Source organism: Idiomarina solivarensis (assembly GCF_033052755.1).
GTDB lineage: Bacteria > Pseudomonadota > Gammaproteobacteria > Enterobacterales > Alteromonadaceae > Idiomarina.
Genome location: NZ_JAVFHZ010000010.1, coordinates 17,470 through 36,835, shown reverse-complemented (window position 1 = coordinate 36,835; position 19,366 = coordinate 17,470). Strand labels below are relative to the sequence as shown.

The following is a 19,366-nucleotide window of genomic DNA, read 5'->3' as shown; positions in this document are numbered from 1 at the left end:
TAACTTGTCCGGATGACACCGGAACGCTTGTCCGAATGATGCCGGAATCGCTGTCCGGATAGACCGAAATACGCAGCAACGTGTCACGTATTTAATATTGGCAAAGTTTAAAGCTCGCATGAGCTCCGGTAACTCATCAGGAGCCAGTGTTGGCATGTTCTTAACATCTGATGATGGGATCACCTTTTTAATCCCTGTAAGAGGGTTATGTTTGATGTAACCGACGTTACAGGCGAAAGACATTACGTTATTCATCCGGCGAGCGACCTTACGTGCCATTTCAAAGCTATTGCGTTTGGTAAGTGCCTCAATGGCTTCTATGGCTTTCGGTGCCGTTAACTGCTTAATGGGGATTGATCCGATTCGTGGGAACACGTCATTCTCTAGCGAGCGCCAGAGCTTTTGAGCTGTGCCAGGCTTTAAGTCCTTGCTGTGTATCTCGAACCAACGCTCAGCTACTGCTTTGAATGTATTGCCAGCGGCAGCCCGCTTTGCCTCGAATTGCTCGTCACGATGAGATATGGGATCGATATCCTGGGCGAGTAGCTCCCTATTTTGCTGGCGCTTTTCACGTGCTAGCGCTAGAGACAAATCAGGGAAAGTACCAAGCGTTAAATTTCTGCGGCGTTTAGTGAAAGGCTCAAAATAATTAAAGACCCAAACCTTCTTACCAGAAGGTTTAACTCTTAGTTGAAGTCCTTGCCCATCATAAAGATTGTATTCTTTGTCTTTAGGCTTAGCTTCACTGACTTCTCGAGCACTTAACGGTTTAGTTATACGAGCCATTTTAGTAACACGCCTTTAGTACATTTTGTTCTGTGTTACTAAACAGTGTACTAAAAAGTGTGGATGTTACTGAACCAGAAAGGACTAAAAAAGACTCCAACCCCGTCCAAGTACTTGATTAATAAAGGCTTAAAGTACAAGTATGGACGGCATTGGAAGGGATGGTGGTGCCCGGAGGCGGAATCGAACCACCGACACGAGGATTTTCAATCCTCTGCTCTACCGACTGAGCTATCCGGGCAACGGCGTGTATTAAACGTTTTTTTCGGTTTCGAGTCAACCGCTTTTCGTTGCTTTTTTACTGTTTGCTCAGTAATTGCGCACTACACGCCTGTTTTGCTGAATTATTCAACACGCAAGTAGGTGCTGCCGGCTAAGCAGTGCTCGTAGAAGTTGGTCCAGCGAACCCCTTCACGTGGAGCCAGTGAGCCTTTACGCACTTGACGGTCAATTTGCTTCTTCACGGTTTTGGCCATGTACTCGGTATTGTATTGCATGGTTTGCAGTACTTTTTCGGCCGAGGTGCCCGGTACCACTTCTTCAATATAGAAGTCACCGGGTTCGTCGTCGTGGCAGTACACGTGAACCTCGGTGAGCCGACCAAACAGATTATGCATGTCGCCCATAACGTCCTGATACGCACCGGTCAGAAATAAACCCACATGGTAGTCCTCACCTTTGCGCAGGTTGTGCATGGGAATATGATCGCTGATTTCAGTCCCTTCAATGTATTTACTGAGCTTACCGTCACTATCGCAGGTAATATCGACAATAGAGCAGCGTACCTCGGGTTGCTCGTCCAGACGTGAAATTGGCACTACGGGTAACACTTGGCCTATGGCCCAGGTATCTGCGGCAGACTGGAACACTGAGAAGTTACACAGGTATTGGCTGGCGAGCATGTCTTCCAACTCTTCCAGCTCTTGCATGACATAACTGTCTTTATCCAGTGCTTGATGAATGTCGGCCAGTATCTGCCAGTACATGGTATCCAGCTTAGCCATCTCGGTGAGCGACAAAATACCCAGCTTAAAAGCTTCATAAGCATTTTGTTTGTAACCCGCGGCGTCGTTGTAACGTTCCTGCGGGTGGAATTGGTCGCCGGAGCTGTGCAACTCGCGCATATTCTTGACCAGAATGTGCTCGTCTTCGCTGGCGCTGATATCAAATTGTGTACCAGCGGGCTTCATTTCACCAACAATATTGGTAACAACGCAGCTGTGGTGCGCGGTCATTGCCCGGCCGCTTTCGCTGACTAAGTTCGGGTGCGGGACTTCTTCTAAATCACAAATTTGTTTCACGCCCCAGACCACGTCGGCAACATACTCCTCGGTTGAATAGTTGCGTGAGGAGTCACTGGTGGTGCTGGTGCCGTCGTAATCAATGCCGAGGCCACCACCAATATCCAGGTATTCTAGCGGCACACCTTCTTGTACCAGCTTGGCGTACAGGCGCGCGCCTTCATTCACGGCTTCTTTAATTTTGCGAATATCGGATAACTGGCTGCCAATATGGAAATGCAGCAATTTGGCGCAGTGCAGCATGTCTTCTTCGCGCAGGCGCTCAATAACATTCAGAATTTCAGCAATGCTTAAACCGAACTTAGCCCGGTCACCGCTGGAGCCTGCCCATTTACCTGAGCTTTTCACCATCATTTTTGAGCGCAGGCCAATCATGGGTTCAACACCCATTTCTTTCGCCAAGGGTATCAGCATTTCCAGTTCGCTGAACTTTTCAATCACAATGATCATTTTGCGTTTAAGCTGACGGCCCAACAGTGCCAGTTTGAGATAATCTTTGTCTTTGTAGCCATTAAGAATGGTCAGCGCGTCGGGGTTGTCGTTGTACGCCATCACTGCCATCAACTCTGGTTTAGAACCTGCTTCTAAACCGTAATTGTAGGGTTCGCCCGCATCCATGATCTCCTCGACCACTTCGCGCATCTGGTTAACCTTAATGGGAAATACACCGCAGTACTCGCCCTGATAATTGGCGTCGGTAATTAATTTACCGAAGGTCTCGTTAATGATTTCAACCTGCGAGCGCAAAATGTCATGGAAGCGGATAACGGCCGGAAACTGAATGCCTTCCGACACAATTTCATCCACCACTTCTTTCATATCAATAGTGACATCGGGCAAGCGATGGTTCGGACGGATTTGAATATTGCCATTGTCTCCAATAGAAAAATACCCGGCACCCCAGCGATTAACGCCGTACAACTCTTCTGCTTGATCGATATTCCAGTCTGACATCTCAGGCTCCCGACTGTTGTAAAACGAGGAGTAATTCGCGAACAATTTTAGCAGCGAACACGTCGGAATTGCCGGTAGGGTCTATTTGCGGCGACAGTTCAACCACATCGGCACCGACCAGATTTTTTTGCCGCAACAGCTTCATCAGGCTGACAAAAGAATGGAAATCTTCGCCGCCTGGCTCTGGCGTGCCTGTGCCAGGGAAAAAGGAGGGGTCGAAGTAATCCAGGTCTAAGGTCAAATAAACCGGACGGTCTTTAGCAATAGCTTCCACACTGTCGAGGAACTCTTTGCGCGAGCTGCGGATGGTTTTATTTTCTTTCATCCATTGGTATTCGTCGCGGGTTCCTGAGCGAATGCCATATTGAATCAACTCATGGCCCGGACCAAAGTGGTCAACGGAACGACGAATAATGGACGCATGCGAATAGTGGTAACCAAGAAAACCATCACGTAAGTCAGCGTGCGCGTCTAGGTGTAGCAACACCATGTCAGGGTATTGCTTTAAATACTTAACGATAGGCGCATAGGAAATTGAGTGCTCTCCGCCCAGCGTCAGCAGTTTGATGTTTTCCTTCGCTAAATCGCACGAATCAAAAATAGCGTTAAAGTCATGCACAGCATGATGCCACTGTTTCTCTTCGTCTTCATCGAAGCCCAGCCGCAAATTGCCTAAATCGTAGAAGGTTTGGTCTTCTAGATCGGCATCCAGATAGGGCGAGTACGATTCGATGTCCTCAGAAACCGCGCGTAAACCGTCGGGGCCTTCTTTGGTGCCTTTACGAAAACAAGCGGTACCATCAAAACCAAACCCCAGAATATGGGTATGCCCCGAATGGAGATCGGTGCTGTGTTGTGCGCCAAAAAAAGGGCGGCTCGGATCATTTAATGGTACGGGTAGTGGCACCGTTAGTTGCGTTACGGGCATTGTCGTTACAGACCTCTGTTACTTTGTCGATTTATTGCGATCTTTTTTGATCGGATTAAACAGACTTTGTTGAATATTAATCAGTTCTTCGCTGAGTTTTTTACGTTGAGTCCACGTGTCTACAAAAGGGGTCTCACTTAACTCATTTGCAGTAACACCCGCCATAACCGCTGTTTTATGCTGGCGAACGAGTTCCACTGCATGCACCCCCAACCGGGTCGCCAAAATACGATCCATGGCGGTAGGCCGGCCACCACGCTGCACGTGCCCCAGTAAGCATGGCCGACATGGAAAATTAAGACGGCCCTCTAACTGCTCAGCAAGTCGAACTGCACCGCCAGGCCATTGGTTTTCGCACAATACCATCACGTAGCTGGAGTCTCCACGAACCCGTTGTACGGATTCTATATGCTTAACCAGCGCATCAACAGTTAATGGCTTGTCTTTTTGCAGCTCCGGCAAAATCATTCGTTCGGCACCACTGGCCATGGCACTACTAATACCAATATAGCCGGCATTGCGTCCCATGACTTCGACAATAAAGACGCGGTCCATGGCTTCGGCGGTATCCCGGATTTTATCCAACGCGTCCATAGCGGTTTCGACCGCTGTGTCATAGCCAATAGTGTGATCAGTGCCAAACAGATCATTATCGATAGTGCCGGGAATGCCGACAATGGGTCCTTCCCAGAAGTTTGACAGGTGCTCAGCGCCGCGGAACGAGCCGTCACCACCAATGACAATAAAGGCATCAATTTGATGAGCATCCAGGTTGGTCGCTGCTTCACGCCCACCTTCTTCGGTTTTAAAACGTTCGCTACGGGCACTTTTAATAATGGTGCCGGAATATTGCAAAATATGCTCAACGTCTTCGCGGTCAAGTTTTACAAACTCGTTATTCAACAGTCCTTCATAGCCATGGCGAAAGCCCATGACTTCAATACCGTAGTTTTCCGCTGTAAGAACCACTGCGCGGATAGCGGCATTCATGCCGGGTGCATCACCGCCACTGGTTATTAGGGCAATGCGGTTTATTGTGTTTGCTGATGACACAATCTCTACTCCTTGATAATGTCGTATACGTAGCTTAAACGACCTGCAGGCCGTGACCAAGAGGAAATTTCATGAGTACTGATGTTGTTTGTTTTGATTATTCAAAATTATCGAACTGGGCGCGTGACTGTTTGACTGAAGCCGGAGCGTCCGGCGAGGTGGCACGTCATGTGAGTTACTATTTGCTGGAAGGCGATTTATTAGGGTTTAGCACCCATGGATTAATTCGTTTGTTAAATAATTGCCAGTGGCTGCGGGACGGCAAGAGTCTGGCGAAAGGGGAACCGTTGGTGTTAAGTGAGCGCGCGGCGGTTGCTAACTGGGACGCGCAGCTTTTGCCCGGACCCTATGTGGTACCGCAGGCTATTGATGCGGCCAGCAAAATGGCGAAAAAGGCAGGTACCGGAACAATTGTGGTACGTCGTAGCCAGCACGTGGCATCTTTGGCCGCTTATTTGACGATAGCAACAGAACAGGGGTTGGTTGTTAGCCTCATGTGCTCGACGCCGGGGCAGCGCGCTGTGGCCGCGTTTGGCGGTAAAGAACCCGTGTTTTCTCCTAATCCTTTTGCCATTGGCGTGCCCAGCTCCAGCGAGCCTTTATTATTGGATATTAGCTTTTCTATGACGGCAGCCGGGAAAGTACGCCAGGCTAAAGCAAACGGTACTAAGTTACCTTACAAAGCCTTAATTCAACCGGATGGTGAGTGGACCGACGATCCGCTTACCTTTTTCGAGTCGCCAGGCAGCGCGATTGCGCCATTGGGCGGTGAACAGTTGGGTTATAAAGGTTATGGGTTGACGCTGTTCAGCGAAATTTGGTCTATGGCCTTGAGTCAGTATGGCCGCCGGCAGGGCGCTGAAGACGGTGATGCAAATTCAATCTGGGTACAGGTAATTGACCCGGAAGCCTTTGGCGACAAACAAGAGTTTTTACAGCAGGTTGATGACTTATTGGACGACAGTCGAAAGAGTGCGGCGGTGAATCCTGAGCAACCGGTGCGCATTCCCGGGGAGGCGGCGCAGCAGCGCAAACGGGAGCAGTTGCAAAACGGGGTTTGTTACAGCAACGCTACCTTGAAGGTTCTGCAGCGTTGCGCTGAATTCTGTGATGTAAAGCTGCCTATGGCTGTAAACGAGTAATACGCCAGTTGGCTCTGTCCTGAGTGTAAACATAGCGGTCATGCAGTCGATGCTGGCCGCCTTGCCAGAATTCGAATTGCTGTGGTTCAACACAGTAACCACCCCAGTGACGGGGGCGTGGTACTTCAGTGTGCTGGTATTCTTTCAGTAGCGACTGATAATGGCTCTCCAGCACGTCACGACTTTCTACCGGACGGCTTTGTTGCGAAGCAAGAGCTGCAATCTGGCTTTCTTTAGGGCGCGAATGAAAGTAACGGTCGTTGGCTTCATCGTCCAGCGGCACGGCGTTACCAATAATACTGATTTGCCGCTCTAAGGGGAGCCAGGCAAAGTGCAGGGAGACCGTAGGGTTTGCGCTGATGTCCTGGCCTTTATGGCTGTTTTTGTTGGTGTAAAAACGAAAGCCCTTAAGGTCGTAACCTTTCAGCAACACAATACGTTGACTGGGCATCTGTTCAGCATTGACCGTGGCCAGAGTCATAGCGGTAGGATCACTTAGCAGATTGCTGTCTATTGCTTGCTGCATCCACCTTTCAAATTGTTTTACCGGATCCGATTCCAGCTGCTCGCGGTGCAGGCTGCCTAGCCCGTATTCGCGGCGCATTGCTTGTAAATCCATGGTAACTCCTTATGGATTAGGGACGTCTGTCCCATTATATCTCACTTTTTGTCTAAGTAGCGCTGGCGTATTTTTTCCATAGCATCCAGATTATCCAGCATCAGGCCGACCAGCTCCGGGTCGAAAAATTTACCACTGTGTTGTAACAGGTAATCCGCCGCATCTTCCGATTCTTTCGCGTCACGATAAGTGCGTTGCGTGCGCAGTGCATCAAAGTGACTGGTAATGGTCAGTATGCGCGCATTTAGATCGATGTCCTTGCCCACTTTCTGACTTGGGAAGCCCGATCCGTTCCAGCGTTCGTGAATATCCTGTGCGATAGCGGCGGCAATTTTGGCTACCGCGGTATCGGTCTGGTTCAGGTAATCGTGCCCTTGAATGACTTTTTGCATAATTTCTTCATAGTCATGAATAGTCAGAACATCGGCTCGTTGCGCTAACTCCATTTGCACAGACACTTTGCCAATATCGTAAACCGAAGCGGCTTGCTTTAAGGCTTCCGCTTGCTCGTGCGTGGCTCCCGAGAAAATGGCCAATTGCCCAGCCATTTCCGCGGAACGTTTTACATGGTGGCTGATTTCGTCAATTGAATGCTTTTCAATGGCTTCGCCGACGCTGTAAAGGAGCTCGCGTTGAGCTTCCCGCTCGTTCTCTGTGGCTTGCAGGTTATCGATAGCAATAGAGCTATTATTCACAAAAAGACCGAGTAGATTTTGATCCAGCTCAGATAAGTCACGGACCCCACGAATAAACAGTAAGTACTGACGTGAGCTGCTGGTTTTATAGAGCCCATAATAATTGCCGTCCACAATTCGAAAGTCCACATTTTGCGAGCTTTGCTGCATGGGCTTGACAATGTCCCAGTCAATTTCACTTTGGATGGGCTGTCCTGCCGCATTTTCATACTCGCCGGTACCACCGATAATTTCAAATGGATCGTTAGTATCCGAACTGGCGGTAAGAGAATCCATTCGACAATACATGGCATCGTCGGAAAGAGTAATTAACGCCACTAATTGTTCTAGTATCCCCTGACAAAGCCCTTGCATGGAGCGCGCAGAAAACACCTCAGCGGAGGCGTTGATGACTTTTTCCAGCCCCCGCTTATTGCGCTCAATGGATTTTAAATCGCGGTAGGCGCGGAGACAGGAGTACATCAGAGTGACCAACTTACGATAGGTCAGCTCGGTTTTCTCTTTATAGTCGTCGATGTCATAGCGCGCGATGACGTCTTCCTCTGGTGCCTGGCCCGGTTGTCCGGTGCGCAAAACAATTCTGACCAGACGGTTTTTCAGGCTCTCCCGCACCCAGCGGGCAACGTCTAAGCCTGCATGGTCGGTTTCCATCACCACGTCGAGTAGCATCATGGCAATGTTGCTATTGTCCTGCAAAAACGCGATAGCGTCTTGGCCGGAATAAACGGAATGAAACTTAAGTGGACGCCCGTCCAGCTTAAATTCACCCAAAGCCATTTTGGTGATGGTGTGAATCTCTTCATCGTCATCAACAATCAGGACATTATAGGGTTCCGCTTCTTCCTCTTCGAGTGTTTCGGGCTCGTCTTCGGAAAACAGAAAATCATCGTTCATTATGGTGCATCCTTTCTAATAAACACGTTCGCCGGCAACATAAGTTTGTTCAACATTGGTTTGCCAAATATCGCTGGATTCAATCGCAAAGGGATTCTGGTCCAACACGATAAAGTCAGCCCATTTGCCCGGCTCGAGTGAGCCTAGTGACTTCTCCTGCCAGGCGCTGTAAGCAGCATCAATGGTAAACGCCCGTAATGCTTGTTCCAGGCTCATCTTTTCTTCTGGATACCAGCCACCGGCAGGCATATTGCTTCTGTCTTGGCGTGTAACGGCTGCGTGCAGTCCGTAAAACGGGTTAGCCAGTTCGACCGGGAAGTCTGAGCCGGCGGCAATAACCGTTCCCTGATCCAATAATGTCTGCCACGCATAAGCACCCGCCATGCGCTCGGTACCCAGTCGGTCTTCTGCCATGTTTTTGTCGCTGGTGGCGTGTGTGGGTTGCATTGAAGCAATCAGATTAAGGTCGTCAAAGCGTTTTAAGTCATCAGGATGCACAATTTGAGCGTGTTCAATACGGTTGCGTAAATTGCGGCCACCCAGTTGGTCGTATACTTTAGCCAGGTTATCTAAAACTACGCGATTCGCGCGATCGCCAATGGCGTGAGTGTTCACTTGAAAACCGTGTGGAATGATTAACTGGTAAAGGTCTTGAATTTTCTCTTCTGACGTGACCATAAGACCGTGGTTGCCGTGGTCGTCACTGTAGGGTTCCAGCAGCGCCGCACCGCGACTTCCCAGAGCTCCGTCAGCGTATATTTTTACGCTGCGAATGGTGAGCCTCTGGTCGTCGGTCTGGTAAGGTCCTTCTGCCAAAAGCTGGGCCAGTTTAGGCTCAGTCGCTGCTATCATACCGTAAACCCGAAGAGGCATACGGCCCTGGTTATGAAGTCCTTTGTAAACTGAGATTTCGTCAGCGTTAATGCCGGCATCGTGCACACTGGTGATGCCTAACTTAATTAAATGTTCGAGAGCAAGTTCATAGGCTGCGCGTTGTTGCTGAAGTGAGGGCGCCGGGATAATGTCTTCAACCAGCTGCATGGCGTTATCGACCAGCACGCCGGTTGGATTGCCTTGCTCATCACGAATAATTTCGCCACCTTCTGGTGCAACAGTGTCTTTATCAATACCAGCCCGGCGTAAGGTTTCGCTGTTTGCCCAACCGGCATGAGCGTCTATCCGCATAAGCCAGACTGGACGATCACTGACCACTTCATCGAGATGGGCTGCACTGGGGAATACTTTTTGTTGCCACTGTTCCTGATTCCAGCCGCGACCGGTAATCCATTCCATTTGAGGCTGGTCTTCGGCGTAAGTTCGTACCTTTTGTACCGCAGCAGAAACGGAGCCGGTATTGCGTAAATCGACTTGCAACAGGCTGTTGCCTAAGCTCTGTATATGCCCGTGAGCATCCGTTAGCCCGGGAAACACCGTCTTGCCTTGCAAATCGACAATCTTATCAGCATCAGCAAAGCGTTCTTCCAGCGAACTATCACCCATTGCCTGAACTTTTCCATTTTCGACTAATAGTGTTGAAAACCTTTTCAGTACAGCGTCCTGGCCGGCTGGGCTGGTCAGGGTATAGCCTTTCATATTGGTATATAAGGTATCGGCAAAGGTTGAAGCGGATAAACTCAGGCTGATGACTAAGCAGGCAATACGTCGCATAGTTGTTTGAACTCCATAGAAAATAACATAGGCCACACTATAGCTTTTTTACTGTACAAGCGACTAGACGTTACCCAAACTTTTTGTTAACGAAGTTAACATAACTACAGTCACGCCTTGAGATATCCGTAAAAAACTTGCTGTCTGTTATATTTTAGGTATGCTAAAAGTTAATTGAATAAGTGCTATTTTGGATTTCAGGATGAAAGTTCTAATTATTGACCCGCAGTTTTTTATGCGCGCGGGTCTTATACAAATTCTAACGAACTATGCGAATCAGCCTTCTATTTATGAAGCTGAATCGTTTGAGATCGCAGAGAATTATTTAGCAGCCGATGATTACGATCTGATTTTTCTTGAAATGGAATTACCGGACGCCGAAATTCGACCTGCGCTGCAACGTTTGAAGAAGCTTGCACCACGCACTCATATTGTGTTGTTTACGCGTCCACGTGCTATTTCTGAGGTTCGTCAGGTACTGGCGGCGGGCGTACGCAGTTATTTACCCAAAGACAGTTCTGCAGAACAGGCAAAACTTGCTCTTCGCTCTCTGTTGAATGGTGATCGTTATATTCCGGATGATCCGCATTTAAATGAACCGCGCGATAAATCCAGCGGTGCGGAAAGCTTTTTGTCACCACGGCAGTTAGAAATTATGCAGTTATTGGCGCAGGGGTTATCAAATAAAGAAATTGCGAATATTCTGGGTATTACCGAAGGCACCATTCGTGTGCATTTATCGGCAATATTTAAAGCCATTAAAGTGTCAAACCGCACTGAAGCTACGCTTTGGTATTTGCTAAGACAGAAAAAACTGGTCGATTAACTTTCGATTTATGTCTCTGAACCGTTTAATCTCTGAGCTAGAAAAGCACCAACATGCACCAACTGAGTTGTGGGATCCACCTTATTGTGGTGAGATCCCCATTTATATCGCGTCTAACGGTGACTGGTTTTATCAGGGCAGTCAGATAAAACGGCAGGCACTGGTTAAATTATTTGCTTCGGTATTAGTGGTTGAAGACGGTGATTATTTTTTAGTAACACCTGCCGAAAAAGTGAAAATTACGGTTGAAGATACTCCTTTTGTCATTGTCGATTGGCAACAACGAGAGGAAGAAGACCAGCAATTCTTGCTGCTAACCACGAATATCGGTGATACTCTGGTATTAAGTTCTGAACATCCGCTCACAATGGAAGAGGGCGTACCCTATATTGTGATGCAAAGAGGATTGACAGCGAGAGTACATCGCAATGTATTTTATCAGTGGGTTTCATTTGCACAGTCACGAACTGTCGATGGACTGGAACAATGGTATCTTTCCAGTGCGGGTGAAACCTTTGTGTTAGGAAATGCGGAATAGGACGTTGCGGTAAACTCGTCTATGACAAAAACAAGAATAGTCTACCTGGTTGAACAGAAGCCAGAGCGTCGTCAGCATTTTGAAACGGTATTAACCTTTATTGGTGAAACCGTTCAAGTCATATCTCCTTCAGACACTCTCAAACTCTCTGCTGCAGACGCACTTTGCGTTATTGCCGGCAATGGCGTTGATAACCTGCATAAATTAGCCGGAGACGCACCACACCTTCCTTTTATATGCGCTAATATTGAACAGCTTCAGGCGTTACAAAAAGCCAATGTTATCGGTCCTCTGGAAGAGTCCTTTGATTACGCCAGTCTATCCAATATGCTGCATTATTGTCAGGCCTATCACCAGCAACTACCGGTAAAGGCGGCCAGAAAAAGGCATCCCGGTAGTGGCAAGCTAGAACAAACGTTAATTGGTAACGGCCGCACAATGAAGCATGTGCGCCAGTTGATAGAGCAGGTGTCAGCCACCGATGCGAACGTGCTGATTCTGGGCGAATCAGGCACGGGTAAAGAAGTGGTTGCGCGCGGAATTCATGATTTATCTGATCGTAACAAAGGGCCTTTTGTTCCGGTTAACTGCGGTGCTATTCCCGGTGATTTGCTGGAGAGTGAGCTCTTCGGGCACGAAAAAGGGGCGTTTACCGGTGCTATTGGCGCACGTAAAGGACGTTTTGAGCTGGCCCAGGGCGGAACGCTTTTTCTTGATGAAATTGGTGATATGCCACTGCCAATGCAGGTGAAGCTACTGCGGGTTTTGCAGGAACGAACCTTTGAGCGTGTCGGTGGCAGCAAAAGTATTATTGCTGATGTGCGGGTAGTTGCGGCAACCCACCGCGAGCTGGAACAGATGATTATTGACGGTAAATTCCGTGAAGATTTGTACTACCGTTTGAATGTCTTTCCAATTGAAGTGCCTGCGCTGCGCGAGCGACAGGAAGACGTACCCTTGTTACTGCAGGAGTTGACTCAGCGTTTTAAGAAAGAGCGTGGCGTTGGTGTACGTTTTACCGAACGGGCGCTGGAGTCGTTGTCTTACCATCGCTGGCCGGGTAACGTACGGGAACTGACCAACCTGATAGAGCGCTTGACCATTATGCATCCTGATAGTTTGGTCGATGTACCTGATTTGCCGCCGAAATATCAGCACGTTGAGCACAGTGCGCCAAGCCCTGATTATCCGGAAGAAATGCTGGAACGCGAAGCACTCAGTGCTATTTTCAACGAATCAGAAGATGCGACTGAAGATGAAGAAAAACGACACTCAGTTGACTCTGAATTACCGGATAACGGTGTCAATCTAAAAGATATGCTGACGGAAATAGAAACCGGGATGATTGCTCAGGCTCTGGAAAAATCGGACTGGGTCGTGGCTAAGGCTGCCGAACTGTTGAGTATGCGACGGACGACCTTAGTTGAGAAAATGAAGAAGTACGGAATTCAAAAAGAGTAAGAGTACAGTGTCAGTCTTTTGACATCCTTCCTTGTGTTTAACTTGCTGAAAATAAAGGTAATTATACTGGCATCTATTTTGCATTGACTTCTCTATAGTCGTTAATTGGAGATGTCAGTATGGCCACCTATCATCAAATTATTGATGCGATGCCTAACGCCGTTATTTTACTGGACAGCCATGGGGTTGTGGATTATTGCAACGACAATGCCACCAGCCTGTTAGGGCACCCACTAAAAAGCCACCTATGGCGTGAACTTGTCAGTGAGCTGTTCGCTCCCAAAGCGGATGACTGGCATGAAGTTTCCCTTCGAAACGGTCGACGGGTCAGGTTGGATACGTCCGTAGTGAATGAAAAGCCAGGGCAGCTGATTGTCTTGACCGACTTAACCGAAACCCGGCGCCTGCAAAACCGAATTAGCCACTTACAGCGTCTATCTTCCATGGGAAAAATGGTTGCTTCGCTGGCGCATCAAATTCGGACGCCGCTGTCCGCTGCTATCCTTTATGCGCAAAACCTTAAACAAGGCACTATTTCTCCCGTGAAGCAGCAACGTTTCTCGGCAAAACTCCTCTCCCGACTGCATTCTCTGGAACAACAGGTAAACGATATGCTGCTGTTTGCTAAGAGTGGTGAGCAGCCGATGTTGGATGATCTCAGTACCCAGAGCCTGGTGGAGCAAGTGATGACAAACATCGAAAGCTATGCGGAGCAACACCAGATACGAATTAACTGCATTGACCCTAATATCGGTGCGGTATTGCGGGCAAACCAAGCCGCGTTGATAGGCGCGATACAGAATCTTATTAACAACGCTATTGATGCCAGCCAGCCGGGACAGGAAGTACTGGTGAAAACCGATGTGGACAGTGAGAACTGGCGCATTTCAGTTATTGATGCGGGCTGTGGGATTACAGCAGAAAAACGAGACAGCGTATTTACCCCGTTCTTTACGGGAAAATCGAATGGCACGGGGTTAGGTCTGGCTGTAGTGCAAACGGTTGTCAAAGCCCATAACGGTCAGATTGACTGGGAGAGCCAGGAAGGCAAAGGCAGTCGCTTTACACTGTCACTGCCGGTGCATCAATGGTCAGGAAGCCAATTGAGCGAGGTGCATTATGGGTGAGCGACAAGTACTGGTTGTTGAAGACGATGTCTCTTTGCGTGAAGCGATTATTGATACACTGGAGTTAGCCGACTGCCAATGTCTGGAAGCGGCTAATGGCGAGGAAGCCTTGCTCATATTGAAAAAGGAATCCGTCGCTCTAGTTATTAGTGACGTACAAATGCCCGGTATCGATGGCTTGCAGTTGTTGCGCAGTATGAATAACCAGCAATATGACATTCCGGTTATTATGATGACGGCTTTTGCCAAGGTGGATGACGCTGTTGTCGCCATGCGTGAAGGCGCGATCGATTATTTAACTAAGCCCTTTTCGATTGAAAGGCTGCAAACCTTGGTTCAGCGTTACTTGCCGGACGGTGCTATTAATGACATTGAGCCAGTTGCTGAGGAAGAATCTAGTCAGGCGATACTGGGTATGGCCCGTAAAGTGGCGAGCAGTGATGCCAGTGTGATGGTGACCGGGCCGAGTGGGACGGGTAAAGAAGTGCTTGCGCGATATATCCATCAGCATTCTGAGCGTGCACAGGGCCCTTTTATTGCAATTAACTGTGCAGCGATACCTGAAAATATGCTGGAGTCGATGCTGTTTGGTTATGAAAAAGGTGCGTTTACCGGTGCTAATCAGTCATCCCCCGGAAAGTTTGAGTTGGCGCAGGGAGGGACTTTGTTGCTCGACGAAGTGACTGAAATGCCAATACACTTGCAGGCAAAACTGCTGAGGGTTATCCAGGAGCGTCAGGTCGAACGACTGGGTTCCCGTAAAACGATTCAACTGGATGTGCGCTTAATTGCCACTTCCAACCGAGACTTGCAACAAGCTGTTAGTGAAGGGCAGCTACGAGAAGATTTAATGTACCGTTTAAACGTTTTTCCTTTGCACTGGAAGTCGCTGCGTGAACGGCCTGCCGATGTTGTTCCTTTAGCCGAAAATTTACTACAACGACATAAGCAGCGCTCAGGCATTAAAAACCCGGTCAGCTTTTCGAACGCAGCAATACAACGTCTGCAACGTTACTCCTGGCCAGGCAATGTTCGTGAACTGGAAAATGTTGTGCAGAGAGCACTTGTATTACACCGTGGTAGTGAAATTCAACCGGATGATTTAATGCTGGAATTGAACGAGGCTTCGGAGTCGGCAAGTGTTTTTCCTGAGCAAGTGAGTACGTCGGAAAGCAAACTGGAAAACCTCGACGAATCGCTTTTCCATCAAGAATATCAGATCATAAAAGAAGCACTTCAGCGTCATCAGGGCAAGCGTCAACCCGTTGCTGATGAACTGGGTATTAGTCCGCGAACCCTGCGCTATAAACTGGCAAAAATTCGTGAACAAGGCCTCGCGCTGACAGGGTCTTAGGGCTTCCTAAAAAGGCGGCAACACAATTAGCCCTGTTTTGCAGGGCTTTTCTTTGCCTAATCGGTCTCTTCCTGAAAGTTGGCATTTAGCTTGCATAGTTATCCCTAAAGACAGTCAGTGATGAATTTTTGACGGGGTGAATTATGAAAGTGGAAGCAAACGCACTTTACCAACAGTTACAGTCGATGGCGACGCAGGCATCTCAGCGTGATCAGCCGACCAATATCAACACCCTGCAAGGCAATACCGCTCAGGCAGACTTCTCCAACATGCTGAAAAATGCGCTGGATAACGTCAATGAGTTGCAGCAAACCTCCGGCGATTTAAAAACGCGAATGGAGCTGGGCGATCCTAATGTGACCCTGGAGCAAACCATGATTGCCAGTCAAAAGTCGAGTATAGCGTTTGAAGCGACTGTTCAGGTACGCAACAAAGTTGTTGAAGCGTACAAAGAAATAATGTCAATGCCGGTATAACCGTAGCAGCACTGGAGATATGAGTCGTGGCTGAATCAACTGATTTAATGGTACAAGATACCGACATACCTGACCGCAATAATTCCGGCGATGATGGTGGCAATGAAAAATCTGGCTTTATGTCAATGTTGGGTAACTTTGATATGTTGCGTCAGGTTATTGTCGTACTGGCTTTGGCCATCTGCGTTGCTATTGCTGTTTTTATTATGTTGTGGGCACAAGAGGCGACTTATCGACCCCTGGGTAATTTAGAAACACCTCAGTTGATCAGCACCCTGGATTACATGGATGCTAATGGTGTTGAGTACAAAGTAGACGGCAACACCGTTTCTGTGCCGGAAGAACAGTATGAGAGTATCAAGCTGCAGTTAACCCGGGCTGGTGTTGATTATGGCAACTCGACAAATAATGGTTCAGAGATATTAATGAGCGAACCAGGCTTTGGTGTTAGCCAGCGGCTGGAACGTGAGCGTCTGATTCACTCCCGCGAAGTGCAGCTTGCGCGGGCCATTGAAGAAATCCAAAAAGTTTCGGCAGCACGAGTGTTACTAGCAGTTCCTAAAGAAAATGTTTTCGCCCGCAGAGAAAAGAACCCGAAAGCGTCTGTCATGTTAGATGTTCGTGGCGGCAGCTCCTTGAACGAAGAGGAAGTGGCTTCCATTGTTGATATGGTTGCGTCGTCTGTTATTGGTTTAAACACGGCGCAAGTGACGGTAACTGACCAGGCTGGACGACTGCTTAACTCGGGTTCGCAGAGCGCTCTGGCGGCAAAAAGTTCTCGAGAATACCAGCTCGAACAAAAGCGAGAAGAAGAGTATCTGGAAAAAATTGACAGCATTTTAATTCCGGTACTGGGTTACGATAATTACACCGCGCAGGTGGATGTGACCATGGACTTTACCCAGCGCGAAGAGACGCAACGTCAGTTTAATCCGGACATGCCTGCTATTCGCAGCGAAATGACGGTAGAAAACCGGAATATCGGCAGTGCAATTGGCGGTATTCCGGGCGCTTTATCAAACCAGCCTCCATTGGATTCCAATATTCCCGAAGAAGCCGGAAACGGCGAAACGGCAGGTGGTGTGAGCGGAAGCACTCACCGGGAAGCGACCAGAAATTACGAGCTTGATAACTCGGTCACTTATACGCGCAGTCAAACCGGCACGGTTGAACGCTTAAGTGTGTCCGTTGCGGTAAATCAAAAAACGACAACGAACGAAGCGGGTGAAACTCAGCCACAGCCAGCGAGTGCTGAAGAGATGGCGGATATTCGCCGACTGCTGCAAGGTGGTTTGGGCTTTGATATTAACCGCGGCGACAGTATTGAAGTGGTGTCGGTTCCTTTTGCGAAGCTACCTGATTTGGGTACGGGCGAAATACCCTTGTGGGAAGAGCCCTGGTTTTGGCGGGCTTTCCGCCTGATTATTGGTGCTCTGGTTATTGTCGTCTTAATCATGGCGGTTGTTCGCCCCATGCTGAAGAAGCTGATGAATCCTGAATCGGGTGTTGAGGACGATGCGGAAGCCTTCCTTGATGAGGAATCAATGGGCGATGAAACCATTGATCTGTTATCCTCACAATTTGATGAGAGTGCGGTTGGTTTCGGTGCTGATGGCAGCCTGCAATTACCGGACCTGCACAAAGATGAAGACTTGCTGAAAGCTGTTCGGGCATTGGTTGCCAATGAGCCTGAATTGTCTTCACAAGTGGTTAAAGCGTGGTTGAACGAAGATGCCTGATCAAAATACTAAAACCAAACGCGGCAAAGTGGAGTTTGATGTCGATACCTTAGAAGGTGTCGAAAAGGCAGCTATCCTGTTGCTCAGCTTGTCCGAAGAGGATGCTGCCCAAATTCTGAAACACCTGGAACCGAAGCAGGTGCAGAAAGTGGGTATGGCCATGGCAAGCTTGGAAGACTTTAACCAGGATAAAGTGAATGCCGTGCACCACTTGTTCCTGGAAGAAATTCAGAAGTTCACCAACATTGGCTTCAAGAGTGAAGAGTTTGTGCGTAAAGCTCTGACATCTGCGCTGGGTGAAGACAAAGCCGGAAACTTGATTGAGCAGATTGTTATGGGCGGTGGCTCAAAAGGTCTGGATTCACTGAAGTGGATGGATTCCAAACAGGTTGCAACCATTATCCGTAATGAACACCCGCAGATTCAGACCATCGTCCTGTCTTATCTGGACCCGGAACAGAGTGCCGAAATTATGGCGCAGTTCCCGGATAAGGTGCGACTGGATCTGATGATGCGCATAGCCAACCTGGAAGAAGTACAGCCAGCGGCATTGCAGGAACTGAACGAAATTATGGAGAAACAGTTTGCTGGTCAGGCAGGTGCTCAGGCAGCGAAGATGGGCGGCCTGAAAGCAGCGGCAAATATTATGAACTACCTGGACACCAACATCGAAGGTCAGCTGATGGACTCCATCCGCGAGCAAGACGAAGAGATGAGTCAGAACATTCAGGATCTGATGTTTGTGTTCGAGAACCTGGTAGATGTCGACGACCGGGGTATCCAGAGCTTGTTGCGTGAGGTTGAAGGTGAAACCTTACAAAAAGCCATGAAGGGTGCAGACGAAGGGGTTCAGGAAAAAATCTTTAAGAACATGTCTAAACGCGCCGGTGATATGTTGCGTGACGACCTCGAAGCGATGGGACCTATTCGCATTAGTGATGTGGAAGCTGCTCAGAAAGATATTCTTGCTGCAGCACGCCGTTTGGCTGACGCCGGTGAAATCATGCTTGGCGGTGGCGGCGGTGACGAATTCTTATAAGGGCTTAACGCGTAATGAGCGATGATAAAGACGTAACCCATCGTTGGGATTTACCTGACATGACTTCTGAAGAGCTCAGACAGGGCTCTCAGGTGAATGCGTTAAACAAACCCCGTCGCTGGCAATATGAGCCACCGGAAGCGGATAACGAACAAGAAGAAGAACTTCAGCCTTTAACGGCGGAACAGCTGGAAGAAATTCGTCAGGCCGCTCGCGAAGAAGGTCATAAAGAAGGCTTCGACGAAGGTCGTGGTGAAGGTTTAAAAAAAGGCTACGACGAAGGTTACGAGGCAGGAAAAGAAGAAGGTTTTGAAGCGGGCAAGCTGGAAGGGGTTGAAGCAGGCAAAGAAGCCATGCAAGAACAACAGCAGCAGCTGGAAAATTTATTGCAGAGTCTGTCGCATCCTAATGAGCGGATCACGGACTCAGTTCAGGACGAACTCATTGATATGGTGACCGAACTGACCCGAGTCATCTGTCTGGACGTTGCTGATCATTCTAAAGAGTTGGTGGTGAATGCGGTTCGGGAAGCTATCGCCGTGCTGCCGGTCACTGATCAACGCGTTATTATTCATCTGAATGAAGAAGATTTAGCCCTGTTACAGAAGGTTTATAGCGACGAGCAGCTGAAAGAAAAAGGTTGGTTGTTAAATAAGGATGAATTACTGGAACGCGGTGGTTGCCGCGTTACCACAGAAAGCTCAACCATTGACTACACGTTGACCAGCCGCATGGAAGACGTGTTCTCCAAGGTAAAGGGTTAACC

Annotated in this window: 17 protein-coding genes and 1 tRNA gene; 10 read left to right on the top strand and 8 right to left on the bottom strand. The window is 48.5% G+C overall.

What is annotated here, in order from left to right:
• The 5 genes from RBK99_RS13165 to RBK99_RS13145 form a co-directional block, all read right to left on the bottom strand.
• Nucleotides 1-786 (bottom strand): integrase arm-type DNA-binding domain-containing protein (locus RBK99_RS13165; RefSeq protein ID WP_317505060.1); only part of this gene is annotated, 786 nt, incomplete at its 3' end.
• 165 nt (nt 787-951) lie between these two features.
• A tRNA-Phe gene (locus RBK99_RS13160) sits at nt 952-1,027 on the bottom strand.
• A gap of 103 nt (nt 1,028-1,130) precedes the next feature.
• Nucleotides 1,131-3,041: a biosynthetic arginine decarboxylase gene (speA, locus tag RBK99_RS13155; protein WP_317505059.1), complete on the bottom strand. Its 1,911-nt coding sequence runs from the start codon at nt 3,039-3,041 to the stop codon at nt 1,131-1,133.
• 1 nt (nt 3,042) lies between these two features.
• Nucleotides 3,043-3,969, bottom strand: a complete 927-nt coding sequence (gene speB / locus RBK99_RS13150; protein WP_317505058.1) for an agmatinase — start codon at nt 3,967-3,969, stop codon at nt 3,043-3,045.
• Nucleotides 3,970-3,987: 18 nt separating this feature from the next.
• Nucleotides 3,988-5,022 (bottom strand): ATP-dependent 6-phosphofructokinase, encoded by a 1,035-nt coding sequence (locus RBK99_RS13145; protein WP_317505057.1) that lies wholly within the window; start codon nt 5,020-5,022, stop codon nt 3,988-3,990.
• A 71-nt stretch (nt 5,023-5,093) separates the two neighbouring features.
• Between RBK99_RS13145 and RBK99_RS13140 the strand changes: the two genes are divergently transcribed.
• Nucleotides 5,094-6,164, top strand: a complete 1,071-nt coding sequence (locus RBK99_RS13140) for an Ldh family oxidoreductase (RefSeq protein ID WP_317505056.1) — start codon at nt 5,094-5,096, stop codon at nt 6,162-6,164.
• Here RBK99_RS13140 and pdxH read toward each other — a convergent pair.
• Genes pdxH through RBK99_RS13125 form a run of 3 tightly spaced genes read right to left on the bottom strand, consistent with a single transcriptional unit; the run spans nt 6,145 to nt 10,040 of the window.
• Complete coding sequence (gene pdxH, locus RBK99_RS13135) at nt 6,145-6,783, bottom strand: pyridoxamine 5'-phosphate oxidase (protein WP_317505055.1); 639 nt, start codon at nt 6,781-6,783, stop codon at nt 6,145-6,147. The genes RBK99_RS13140 and pdxH overlap by 20 nt on opposite strands.
• Nucleotides 6,784-6,824: 41 nt before the next feature.
• Nucleotides 6,825-8,372 (bottom strand): DUF3369 domain-containing protein, encoded by a 1,548-nt coding sequence (locus tag RBK99_RS13130; protein WP_317505054.1) that lies wholly within the window; start codon nt 8,370-8,372, stop codon nt 6,825-6,827.
• Nucleotides 8,373-8,387: 15 nt separating this feature from the next.
• A complete protein-coding gene (locus RBK99_RS13125; RefSeq protein ID WP_317505053.1) occupies nt 8,388-10,040 on the bottom strand; it encodes an amidohydrolase in 1,653 nt (550 codons plus the stop codon).
• A gap of 202 nt (nt 10,041-10,242) precedes the next feature.
• Between RBK99_RS13125 and RBK99_RS13120 the strand changes: the two genes are divergently transcribed.
• The 9 genes from RBK99_RS13120 to fliH all read left to right on the top strand — a co-directional run bounded on the left by RBK99_RS13120 (nt 10,243) and on the right by fliH (nt 19,364).
• The gene (locus tag RBK99_RS13120; protein WP_317505052.1) at nt 10,243-10,866 is read left to right on the top strand and encodes a response regulator transcription factor; all 624 of its coding nucleotides are present in this window, start codon (nt 10,243-10,245) and stop codon (nt 10,864-10,866) included.
• Between the two features lie 10 nt (nt 10,867-10,876).
• Nucleotides 10,877-11,404, top strand: a complete 528-nt coding sequence (locus tag RBK99_RS13115) for a DUF1285 domain-containing protein (RefSeq protein ID WP_317505051.1) — start codon at nt 10,877-10,879, stop codon at nt 11,402-11,404.
• A 21-nt stretch (nt 11,405-11,425) separates the two neighbouring features.
• The gene (locus RBK99_RS13110) at nt 11,426-12,865 is read left to right on the top strand and encodes a sigma-54 dependent transcriptional regulator (protein ID WP_317505050.1); all 1,440 of its coding nucleotides are present in this window, start codon (nt 11,426-11,428) and stop codon (nt 12,863-12,865) included.
• A 119-nt stretch (nt 12,866-12,984) separates the two neighbouring features.
• Nucleotides 12,985-13,992: a sensor histidine kinase gene (locus tag RBK99_RS13105; protein ID WP_317505049.1), complete on the top strand. Its 1,008-nt coding sequence runs from the start codon at nt 12,985-12,987 to the stop codon at nt 13,990-13,992.
• Nucleotides 13,985-15,346 (top strand): sigma-54-dependent transcriptional regulator, encoded by a 1,362-nt coding sequence (locus tag RBK99_RS13100; protein ID WP_317505048.1) that lies wholly within the window; start codon nt 13,985-13,987, stop codon nt 15,344-15,346. Before RBK99_RS13105 ends, RBK99_RS13100 begins: the two co-directional genes overlap by 8 nt.
• Nucleotides 15,347-15,489: 143 nt before the next feature.
• On the top strand, nt 15,490-15,822 hold the full coding sequence (fliE, locus tag RBK99_RS13095) for a flagellar hook-basal body complex protein FliE (protein WP_317505047.1): 333 nt from the start codon (nt 15,490-15,492) through the stop codon (nt 15,820-15,822).
• A gap of 47 nt (nt 15,823-15,869) precedes the next feature.
• Nucleotides 15,870-17,561, top strand: coding sequence for a flagellar basal-body MS-ring/collar protein FliF (gene fliF / locus RBK99_RS13090; RefSeq protein ID WP_317505062.1), 1,692 nt, complete (start codon nt 15,870-15,872; stop codon nt 17,559-17,561).
• Nucleotides 17,554-18,600: a flagellar motor switch protein FliG gene (gene fliG, locus RBK99_RS13085; protein ID WP_317505046.1), complete on the top strand. Its 1,047-nt coding sequence runs from the start codon at nt 17,554-17,556 to the stop codon at nt 18,598-18,600. The genes fliF and fliG overlap by 8 nt, the downstream gene beginning before the upstream one ends.
• Before the next feature lie 14 nt (nt 18,601-18,614).
• Nucleotides 18,615-19,364, top strand: a complete 750-nt coding sequence (gene fliH, locus RBK99_RS13080; protein ID WP_317505045.1) for a flagellar assembly protein FliH — start codon at nt 18,615-18,617, stop codon at nt 19,362-19,364.
• Nucleotides 19,365-19,366: the final 2 nt, after the last annotated feature.